This is a genomic window from Paenibacillus sp. J22FR5 (assembly GCF_059691975.1).
Genome location: NZ_JCAUAN010000057.1, coordinates 1 through 10,255 on the forward strand (window position 1 = coordinate 1; position 10,255 = coordinate 10,255).

General features: G+C 40.1%; 13 protein-coding genes. 12 read left to right on the forward strand and 1 reads right to left on the reverse strand.

Going from position 1 to position 10,255, the window contains the following annotated elements; genetic code table 11:
• Window positions 1-286 precede the first annotated feature (286 nt).
• The 10 genes from AC58P7_RS32930 (at window position 287) to AC58P7_RS32975 (ending at window position 7,081) form a co-directional block, all read left to right on the forward strand.
• On the forward strand, window positions 287-703 hold the full coding sequence (locus AC58P7_RS32930; RefSeq protein WP_497350290.1) for a hypothetical protein: 417 nt from the start codon (window positions 287-289) through the stop codon (window positions 701-703).
• Between the two features lie 32 nt (window positions 704-735).
• Complete coding sequence (locus tag AC58P7_RS32935) at window positions 736-993, forward strand: ferredoxin (RefSeq protein WP_497350291.1); 258 nt, start codon at window positions 736-738, stop codon at window positions 991-993.
• 69 nt (window positions 994-1,062) lie between these two features.
• Complete coding sequence (locus AC58P7_RS32940; RefSeq protein ID WP_497350300.1) at window positions 1,063-1,599, forward strand: MBL fold metallo-hydrolase; 537 nt, start codon at window positions 1,063-1,065, stop codon at window positions 1,597-1,599.
• A 201-nt stretch (window positions 1,600-1,800) separates the two neighbouring features.
• Window positions 1,801-2,277: a WapI family immunity protein gene (locus AC58P7_RS32945; RefSeq protein WP_497350292.1), complete on the forward strand. Its 477-nt coding sequence runs from the start codon at window positions 1,801-1,803 to the stop codon at window positions 2,275-2,277.
• 99 nt (window positions 2,278-2,376) lie between these two features.
• Window positions 2,377-2,892, forward strand: a complete 516-nt coding sequence (locus AC58P7_RS32950) for a hypothetical protein (RefSeq protein WP_497350293.1) — start codon at window positions 2,377-2,379, stop codon at window positions 2,890-2,892.
• A 693-nt stretch (window positions 2,893-3,585) separates the two neighbouring features.
• Window positions 3,586-3,912 carry a hypothetical protein gene (locus AC58P7_RS32955; protein ID WP_497350294.1) on the forward strand — a complete coding sequence of 109 codons (327 nt, stop codon included), beginning with the start codon at window positions 3,586-3,588 and terminating at the stop codon, window positions 3,910-3,912.
• A 149-nt stretch (window positions 3,913-4,061) separates the two neighbouring features.
• Window positions 4,062-4,319, forward strand: coding sequence for a hypothetical protein (locus tag AC58P7_RS32960; protein ID WP_497350295.1), 258 nt, complete (start codon window positions 4,062-4,064; stop codon window positions 4,317-4,319).
• Window positions 4,320-4,525: 206 nt separating this feature from the next.
• Complete coding sequence (locus AC58P7_RS32965) at window positions 4,526-5,371, forward strand: EamA family transporter (protein WP_497350296.1); 846 nt, start codon at window positions 4,526-4,528, stop codon at window positions 5,369-5,371.
• Window positions 5,372-5,469: 98 nt separating this feature from the next.
• Window positions 5,470-5,982: a VOC family protein gene (locus AC58P7_RS32970; protein ID WP_497350297.1), complete on the forward strand. Its 513-nt coding sequence runs from the start codon at window positions 5,470-5,472 to the stop codon at window positions 5,980-5,982.
• Between the two features lie 535 nt (window positions 5,983-6,517).
• Window positions 6,518-7,081, forward strand: a complete 564-nt coding sequence (locus tag AC58P7_RS32975; protein WP_497350298.1) for a 5' nucleotidase, NT5C type — start codon at window positions 6,518-6,520, stop codon at window positions 7,079-7,081.
• A 474-nt stretch (window positions 7,082-7,555) separates the two neighbouring features.
• Here the strand turns inward: AC58P7_RS32975 and AC58P7_RS32980 are convergent, their stop codons facing one another.
• Window positions 7,556-8,833: an IS110 family RNA-guided transposase gene (locus tag AC58P7_RS32980; protein ID WP_497350299.1), complete on the reverse strand. Its 1,278-nt coding sequence runs from the start codon at window positions 8,831-8,833 to the stop codon at window positions 7,556-7,558.
• A 210-nt stretch (window positions 8,834-9,043) separates the two neighbouring features.
• Between AC58P7_RS32980 and AC58P7_RS32985 the strand changes: the two genes are divergently transcribed.
• Together AC58P7_RS32985 and AC58P7_RS32990 are read left to right on the forward strand one after the other, a co-directional pair.
• Window positions 9,044-9,466, forward strand: a complete 423-nt coding sequence (locus AC58P7_RS32985; RefSeq protein WP_497348337.1) for a hypothetical protein — start codon at window positions 9,044-9,046, stop codon at window positions 9,464-9,466.
• 204 nt (window positions 9,467-9,670) lie between these two features.
• Entirely contained in the window at window positions 9,671-9,991 is a 321-nt protein-coding gene (locus AC58P7_RS32990) for a DUF8617 domain-containing protein (protein ID WP_497350301.1), read from the forward strand.
• Window positions 9,992-10,255 lie beyond the last annotated feature (264 nt).

Genomic DNA, 10,255 nt, shown 5'->3' on the forward strand with positions numbered 1-10,255 from the left:
ACCTCCTGATGTGGGATTTTAAGGGCTGTAGACCCGTTACGTACTCCCATCGTACAGAGGCGCTCTTTTTTATTCAAATTCCAAATTATTCGTTCCACAGGAATTCTAACGGATAACGTTTGTTCAATGCACAGCAATGGGAGGCTGCCGGCACGATCGGCAGCCTTTCGCTAACCTAACGGGCAGGTTTAACGCAATAAAGTTCTTGAAGCAAACTCAGAAATAAGGTAAGATTATCCATATTTGCGACCTGTTCTTTTTCTTTAACGTACGAAGGAGGATGTTTATGAGACATTCATTTCTCATTCAACCAAACCGACTACATTGGATATTGCTGATCAATGCACTCAACCTTTGCATTTTAGCTACTTCACATCTGATCGAAAGTAACGCCTTAGAAGCCCTGGGTAGCATCTTGATAGCATGCGGTGTAATTTACATGATTGTCATGATTGTTCGTTCATTTCGACCTGTAAAACTTCAAATTGAGAACGACGTTCTCATACTTGGGAATTGGACTCTGCATCATAAGGGATTGAAGGCTATCTCATTCTCTTCCAAGCAGCGCTCGATCTGGTTCTATGTTAATGGATGGGTGCGCCCAGGTTATCGAGTAAACAAGGACGAATCCTACGAAGAAATGGCGCTTGCACTTCGGGCGTGGGGCTATCGTCATCAAATCCAAGTAAAGCAATTAAACTAACAGAAAACGATAGCTAAATGGAGGCTGATCGCATGAGCTCGCATCACCGATTGGATACGAATGTACCCGGGCCGCTGTACGTCACGTCCGCCTGTATTGATTGCGATACGTGCCGCCAGCTCGCGCCGAGGATATTCACCGAAGCTAAAGGATTCTCCACCGTTGCCCACCAGCCTGAAACGGGACTCGAGCAGAAGCAGGCACTGCAAGCCTTGCTCGCTTGTCCGACAGCGGCTATAGTGAGCGAGGAGAAGAACGACATCGCCGAGGTGATGGCCGACTTTCCGTAGCTGCTGGAGGACGGTGTCCATTATTGCGGATATACGTCGCCCAAATCGTTCGGCGGCAGCTCGTATTTTATCATACGGCCGAACGGCAATTGGCTTATCGATGCACCGCGCTTCGTGCCGTCCTTAGCTCGAAGGTTCGAGGAAATGGGAGGCTTCGATACAATCTTCCTCACGCATCGGGACGATGTGGCGGATTCGAAGTTGTATGCGGAGCGGTTCGGCGCGAAGCGCATCATCCATGCGATCGAGAGGGAGGCGCAACCCGACGCAGAACATGTGATCGAGGGCTTCGAGGATGTACAGTGGGATAACGAAATGAAAATCGTCGTCGTTCCGGGCCACACACGTGGCTCGATGGTGCTGCTGTATCGGGAACGGTTTTTGTTCACGGGTGACCATTTGGCATGGGACCGGCACCGAGGGACGCTGGAGGCGTTCGAGGATTATTGCTGGTATTCCTGGGAAGAGCAGGGGCTTTCTATGGAACGGCTTGCTGCTGAAACTTTCGAATGGGTGCTTCCCGGCCACGGGGAACGGGTGAAGCAGCCGCCGAAGGACATGAAAAAGGCTATGCAACGGCTGGTCAACGAGATGCGGGGGCGATGAGCGGCATGAAGACCCCAATAATACTTCAGAGGAACTGTGGCAGCAACCGTGAAACGATAGTGAAGGAGCTTGCCTCGCGGAAGCTCTTTTTTTGTTCGGGGGCAGAAGTCATTGCGCTAAAGGGCAGATTACTTCCAATAATAGTGACCCAAAAGCGTCTGAATAGTTGTATAATACTGGGAAATGGGTTGGGGGGACGTTATGTTTGAACGTGTTACAGATTACGATTTTAGAATTTACTCTGAAGATAAAGAGTCATATATAACATTCACTCTTGAACAATATTTACATAACAGAATGCCTAGTTTATCTTGTACCATAGAAGTCGTAGACAATAATTTCAGGGGCTGGAATATTAACGTTTGGTTCGCCTTAGTTGACTTGCTTAGTTTTATTAAGCAGTTAGATGAGCTCAGTAAATCAAGAAATGGTGAGATAAATTTAACTGCAATGACTCATGAAGACTTTATCTTGAATATCAAGAATCATAATAACAGGGGAGGTATGGTTATTATGTACTCTCTGATGACTCGTAGAAACAATGCTTCAACTCCCTTAACTAATACTTTAAGTGGAGGTTTTGAACTCGATCCAGAGCTTTTCCAAAGACTAGTTGATGATTTTAGAAAACTTACATCAGTTGCAAACCTTAATTCTGATATAGATTTCACTTGTTGAAATTGCAATTAACGAGAAGCACGATTGTAAAATAAAAACAGGCTGCCAGTATACTCAGAATACTTGGCAGCCTGATGAAGGGCAGGATAGTTTGATCACTTGGCGAATACTTCAAGTATGGATTTTTGCGAATTCGTGAATAAGAGCAGAAGATCAAAAACTAACAAGGGGATGAAACTAATTATTCATCAATTCTCTCGTAGCCCCCAATTGCAGGACATTTTAAACAATGTTGATAAAGATCCCTATAAGTACTCAGATGAAGAGATAATCACTACTGTTGATCAGTTCCTACCTAGTTATAACTGTGAGGGAGCTGCTTTAGGTTATTTCTCTATTATTTCTCATCTTTGCTACTTTAGATCTGATCTTGAAAAGCCATTAATGAAAATAGCAATAAAACCTTTATATTATTTAGGAATAACAGATCCAGAAAATGAAATTAAGTGGGTTCAAAGCTATTTAAAAAAGAAAAGTTTATTTAAAAATAATTACTATTTCACATCAAAACAAGGTGAAAATTGGATTCAGAATAAATTGATTACTAAACTGGATACTGTAGAAGCTATAATTAAAGAAATTGTAATCGAAGATAATATTGAAAATGAGATGTAAGCTTTATCAAGTACTACGTCACATAACACCATATACAAGCATTTAGACCGGCACGGTCCATTCCGCTAACGAGGAACGTTAGTTACATATAGAACCAAGATGAGGCTGCCAGCATGATTGGCAGCCCTTGCTCAACTAAAGGGAGTTAAATATGGTAATAAAATCTGGTACTAGAAAAAGATAGTACTACTGAAAAAAAACAAAACGCCCTATAATTTATTTGAAAGTAGATTTTATTTCAAACTATGAAAAGGGGATTAGTTATGTCAACTAAAATTGGCTTTATAACAGCATCCATGCTAGGGGGCCTTTTTTTGGGGTTCTTATACTTTGTTGTTGAATTTATATTAATAGCTCTTACTATAGCCAAACTCAACATTAACTCGACTCAAAATGAAGTGCTAATTATTAATATATTCGTATATTTAACTCCTATAGTTGGATTGATTTGTTCAATGCATTTTAGAAAATGTCATCCCTTTATTCTATTATTAATTGTATCTATAGTCACTGAATCTATGATATATACACATTTTGAACTAGATTTCTGTTGTTATTAATTTATATACAGAAAATAAAACTACATAGGTAATTTGTGGAGAATAGATTATTACGCTAACGTAAGAACGATTGCTGAATGATTGATACCTTACAAACGTCTAAAAACGAGTGGGAAAAGAGGGAGGGCGTTACTTGAAGAGTAGTCTTAGTTATATTGCATATCTCATTGTTTTATCGGTGACATCCTTCGTTTTCTACTGGGTTTTCAGTATTTTGATTCAACTGGGACGTTTTACAGCTGCGGATGGACCGCCAGGTGACATTAGTATGACGGAAAAAGTATTTTATAGTGTTGTAGTCCCCGTTGGTTATGGTATAACGATGATCGCATTATCATTTCTGTGTCGTCGGTTATTGATGAAGTATTCGGTTAATCTACATGCATTATTTATTATTGTTGTTAATCTCTCCATATCGATTTATCTAATGACACAATTTAGTATCTTTACGTTTAGTTAATTTCAGTTCCGTTAACGGAGAACGATAGTTGAGGAGCTGCTGCGGCAGCTCCTTTCTCATTTCATTGATGTAACGGGAGGAGAGTTTAATCAACTTCGCGAATTCTTCAAGTATGAGTTTTGAGAATTTAGAAGAGTAAAGGAGATTCTATGGCTCTATTTCAAATAGTTCAAACAATCAAGAATGAAAATGCTTTTGTAATGAAAGGTCTCTTATTAGAAGGTCAGCTACAAGAAGGAATGCAAATACATGTATCTCTTAATAAATCCCTGCAAGTGACTGGGGTAATAAGTGAAGTTAAGGAAACTAATAATCAATATGAAGTTGTGATTCGTTGTTCAGACTTCGAAGAAATAGACTTTTGGGAAATGTTAAACATGAAAGATGAAGTAATTACAATAAATTAGTTCCCCGCTTGAACACATGATTAAAAACGGATAACGATAGTTGAGGAGCCTGCATCGCGGCAGCGCTCCTCTTTTGTTTATTAAAGTAAACCGAGGGACGGGCAGGATACTTTTACGAATTAAATAAGAAGAATATTCCCACTACAGGGGGAAAATATGGTAAAATATTGAATTAGTCTATCTATTATTGGAAGGTGGCAGAGCCAGTGTTTAGTTTAGCTGTAATACTCGTACTTGGTTCTGGTTGCCTACATTCAATTTGGAACCTTTATACTAAAAGAAGCATAAACAAAAATGTTTTTCTTTGGTTTTGTCAACTTGTAGCAATTATAATATTTTTGCCGTGGACTATTGTTGAATGGGATAGCAGCCTAACTATTACTGGTTGTTGGGCAATACTTGTATCCATGTTCCTGCACGGGCTGTATATCAAATTACTCGCTGCTACATATTCAGTAGGTGACTTGTCACAGGTTTATCCAATTATGAGAGGAACTAGCCCTTTATTAGTGCCGCTATTAGGAGTGTCTTTACTTAACGAAAAGTTAACTACATTTGGATGGATAGGTGTGACCTGTATTGTCATAGGAATCGTGTTACTAAGTAACATAAAACTCAAGAGTAATGAATCATCATCATTAAAGGCACCATTGTTGGCATTCGCTGTGGGGATATGCATCGCTAGTTACATTGTTATTGATAAGGTTGCATTAAACTATGTTTCACCTGTAGTTTTAAACGAAGCAACAAATATAGGAAATCTACTAGCTCTTTCATGGGCAACTTTTAACTCCAAAGGCATCCGAAAGGAACTAAACGTAAACTGGAAGATAATGCTGTTAGGTGGGATTATTGCACCTGCTGGTTATCTATTATTCTTGTTTGCCTTATCACTTGCACCTGTAGCTCAACTCGCACCTATGAGGGAAATAGGAACAGTATTTGGTACGGTCATGGGAATAATTATTCTCCAAGAAAAACAAGGCACAAGACGCTTAATTACATCAATTTTAATTACGCTGGGAGTTATCATCGTAGGAGTATGGGGTTGATTTCGATGGGTGGGCGTTGAGGGACGGAAAACTATATCGTCACAATCAAGCGTGAAGCTCATTTTTTATATTAATGATTAATCAAAGGCGGTCGAATCATGCAAATTAAATCAAAAGGAATATCAGAAGCAGTGCTTGAACTGAAAAACATGAGTCTGGCTGTTGAATTCTGGCATGAGAAGCTGGGCTTTCCGATTGTTGACAAATGGGGATATAATAATGGGCAATTCAGTAATAGTGAGGAAGAGGTATGGGCTACATGGCTATATGTTGGCGGAAACACTAGGTTAGGATTATGGCTTCCAAGAGATTTTGATCAAGACCAATTAACTGAAAAAAGGGAGCCTATTTCGAAATGGAATGGGCTTTTTGATGAAGGCGGCCTACATGTTCATTTAGCATTTTTTATTGAGCTTGCCGATATCGATGATGCAATAAATCGGCTGGAACTTTGCGGTATTGATCATAAAATTATCATTAACCCAGCAGGTCATAGTAGAGTTTATTTTAAAGATTCGGAGAATAATGTGATTGAATTTTATACGCTTAATATGTATGAAGATTATTTAATGAGGCTTCGAGAAGGCTTATTAAAGACAGTCGGAGACTAGAAAATGCAATCCAAGGAATGTTTAATCGATTACAAAAGCTCGCTAAAAAATCACAAAAAGACAATAACAAATTAGACCTAGCCGAATGGTTTTTAAAAAAAAGGCTGTGCCTGAGAAGAGTTATGTGATTAAAGTACCAAAGCTCATTTAAGGCTGAAAATAAAAACGAGGCTGGTGCAGCAACCAGAGTAGGATTAATCTCCCATGAGTGCTTCCAAAAAGGGAGTGACAATCTGTGATGCACCGTGGTCGTTGGAGTCAGACTAACGGATGGGCTCTATGGCACCATAGTTCATCGACCTTCCTCTCCCAGCCATAGTAGCAGTATTGACAGATTTTCCGCCCCATTTTCATCATCTGTGGTGCGGCGCTTGCGCTGCATGTATGGCTAACGGAGAACTTATCAAACAAAATGGAGCCAATGAATAATATTTACAATCTGCCGCTATAGACGATATGGCGGTTTGTTATATCTAGGATTGTTATTACGCTAAAGCAGATAATCGTTAGTTTAGAATCTAGGAGAGTGGAATTAGTGATACATATTGGATTGGACTTTGATGATACGCTAATGGATACAAGGAAATCTATAGTCAGTGTTCTTAATAAACAACTTAATCGAAATATTATGTTCGACGAAGTTGTTATTTATGAAATATCAGAGCTTTATGGGCAGAGTTTTGAAGAATTTCAAGAATTCTTTGCCATTAACCAAGTGGAATTACATCATATGCAACCATACCCGTTCTTACAAGAAACAATATCTAGATTTGTCGATAAAATTAAATTTACAATTATGACAGGAAGACCAGTTGAGTGGATGGAATCCGCGAAAAAATGGATTAAAGAAAATGAAATAATGGTCGAAGCTTCGCTATGTGCATCGCAATTTGAAAATGGAAAGCTAGAATGTGCAAAACTAAATGGTGTATCAATTTTTATCGAAGACAATCCAGCACATGCGCTATCCTTAGCTGATGGTGGAATCAATGTGCTATTGATTGATAAGCCATATAATCAAGAGTGTAAACATGAAAGGATAACGAGAGTAAAGGATTGGAAAGAGATTGGCGCTATTCTTGCTGCTGTTGAATCATAAAATCTAAGTACAAGATGAGCATTGATTACGGAAACGTTACGGTGACTCATTTTATTAATAATGGTCAGGTCGTTAAGCTCCCTCAGAGAATAGGGATTTTCTCACGAATGCTCGCTCATTCGCAGGATTTCAAAATGCATGTTAAATAGGAGTTCCGGTGTTTGGGTTCTGTGTGGCAGGAAGTTCCGTTAGAGCACATGCGGGAACAGAAGGTGCTGAAGTGTTTACAACATCTTCCATAAAAAAAGGTATGCTGCACGCTTCTCTCCACAAGGTCCTTGGGGATTCACTCTCCCAAATCTCGACGGGTCTATGCCCTCACATTCCTTCGTCCTATCTTTCCAAGGTGTGGAGTCCGATCAACGTTAACGGAACGGGTCTATGCCCTAAAGCTGAACAATCTCGGTACTCCGTGCTTTTTTTGTGAGATCCTACGAATGAGCCAATCTACGTGTCAGGGTTACGATTTACTTTTTATGCTGCTAATGGTAGCTGGGCCTTATCCATGGAGAATGTTTGCCCTTCTCTCGCCATGGCTACAAGCATCCGGGCCAGTTTCCCAATCAGCTTCATCATGGACTGCATTTTCGTCATTCGTTTCACTTCGGTATTATGAGCATGCAAGGCTTGAAACGCTTCATTGAAAGATAACAGGTGAAACACAGTGAAGTAGAGATGCTTGCGCAGTAGTGAGTTGCCTCGTTTGGTGAGCTTGATTTGCCCCTTATACTTGCCTGAACTTCGTTCTGCTAAGTTCAATCCTGCCTTGCGCAATAATTGATTTCCGTGAGACAGTTTACGTAAGTCCCCGCCAAATGCCAATATGGCAGCCGTTGCAGGAACGGAAGCACCGACAGATCGAACGAGATCTGAACAAGGAATTTCAGGCAGTACCTTTTCAATCATCTCGTCCGCTTCATCAATGATTCGGCAGATTCTTTCATACTCTTCGATGAGGTGCCTCAGCTCCCATTTGTCTTCTTCAAGGGCAGTAGTGTCTCCCACGCTATGTCTAGCGAGTGTTTGAAGTTCCTTCGCCTTGTTCTTACCTCGAACCCCGCCAGGTCTGGCCATATACTCACCCCAGATCTGTACCATTTGCTCCGGAGTTAGCTGCAATAGGTCAGAAGGGGCTGGGAACCGGCGCAAAGTGGCCAACGAACGATCGCTAAAAATATCATCATATGCTTGTCTGTATTCTGGAAACCGGATATCAAGCCAGCGGTGGATTCTATTCTTAATCCGTCCAGATTTAACAACCCAGTGCTCTCTGTTTGTAACCATAACCCGTATGCGACGGAATGCTTCATCCTTTGGAGAGAAGGGCGTGTAGAACCCACGGCTCACTGCATCGGCGATGACCAGAGCATCTTTTGGGTCGTTCTTGGAAGGTGAGTTATCTCTATTTTCCTTATTGCGTTTGGTTGTCATTGGATTGACAAGAGCCACATCAACTCCTTGACCCACCAACCAGTTGGCAATATTGAACCAGTAGTGACCGGTGCTCTCCATTCCCACAACAAAGTCATTCATGCCGTGCATCTTCTGTAATTTTCGAATACTGTGTTCTAAATGCTCAAAACCAGCTAGGTCATTCGAAAATAGAATAGGGCGCTTGGTGAGGACAACACCTCGAAAATTAATGACTTGTGCAGCGTGCTTCTCCTTGGCAATGTCGATGCCTATAACCAGAGTGGTTGTGGAGATTCGTTCTACACGTTGATTTTGAGAATTAATTAGATTAGACTTCATAATAACGCCTCCTAAGGTGAGTTCTGAGGGCTGCAACCCAGTACATACTCATCCTAGCGAGGCGTCCTTTTTTCTGCAAGTTCAATCTGTTAACACCTACAGGAATGTTAACGGGCAGGATAATGGAAATGTCTGGAGAAGAGATTATGAGATGTAAAAGTGAAAAATAGACGTTTTAGGTTATGTCCATATTATCGGAGGCTAGAATGTATGCAAAGTAGATTAGAACAAGACATTATTTCAACGGCAGAAAGCTTCACAAATAATTTTTCTGATAAAGGAAATTTCGATTTTAGTGTACAAAGCTTACGTAAAGTAGAAGATATTCTTGAAGAATTATGTGAGTATGAAATAGATAATGATTCTTTGGATTCTGTTTCTTCTATGGTTGGAAGTTACATTTTCGAAGTAGCAAGAAGGAATTATGGTGGGAAGTACTATTGGATGCAAGATAGAGAACAACCTGTTTTAGTTACTGGTGAGCCGGAATTTTCAATTTCAATTTTTGCTTTCGATAAAGTTAGAGGTAGAATTCAGAATGGGAAAGAAGATGAGATACCATATTACTTTGATGGTTATATCAATGCAGTTGAAAAAGGTAAGGAAACAGGCTACTGTGCAACAATTGTTTAAAGTCTAGGAGATAAGCTAACGGCGGACAAGAGTGTAATAAGCACTATAGCTCAATAGACATCACCAGAAGGCTGCCGGTACGATCAGTGGTCTTCATTCACCTAACGGGCAGGTTTTCTTAACGGAATCTAAAGGAGTTAAGCATTTGTTTCAAGAATAAAACAGTAAAACAAATTGTGAGGTGAACGTTCAAGAATGAAATTTATGTGCGAATGTGGTCATACAATACGTGATCAATCTGATTACTTGCCATATAAGGCTCGATTGATATCAGATCAAGATTGGTATGATTTCATGGATGAAGTTTATGCGGCAATAGAAAAATCAGGACCAACTGTTGAAGATAAGGAAGAAGCAGTGATGAATATTATAGGGTTAGAACATAAATTTACTAAAGAAGTGTACCAATGTAATCAATGTGGAAATATGTTTTTTAGTATTAATCCACCTCAACTAGAAATGTTTAAACCAGATAGTACTAGTCCTGATAAAACATTGTTGAAATCAGTTCACAGGGATAAATGAAGAGTTTTTTATATGGGGATAAGGCATTCCATCGGATGGCTGTCTTTAAGAAAGGAAGCATCTATGCAAATAAAATATTTTCATGCATCTGACTTAACATGCTGATTTACTATGGGTAATCCCGCAAATGGATGGTTCTGAAACTTGCCGTTCCGCTAAACATTCCTGTAATGACTAAGATTTGGACTTTGTCAAAAAAGGAGCGCCTCGGTATGATGGGTTTGTGCACGGGTTTGAAACCCAATACCATCAAGGAGGCGCTCT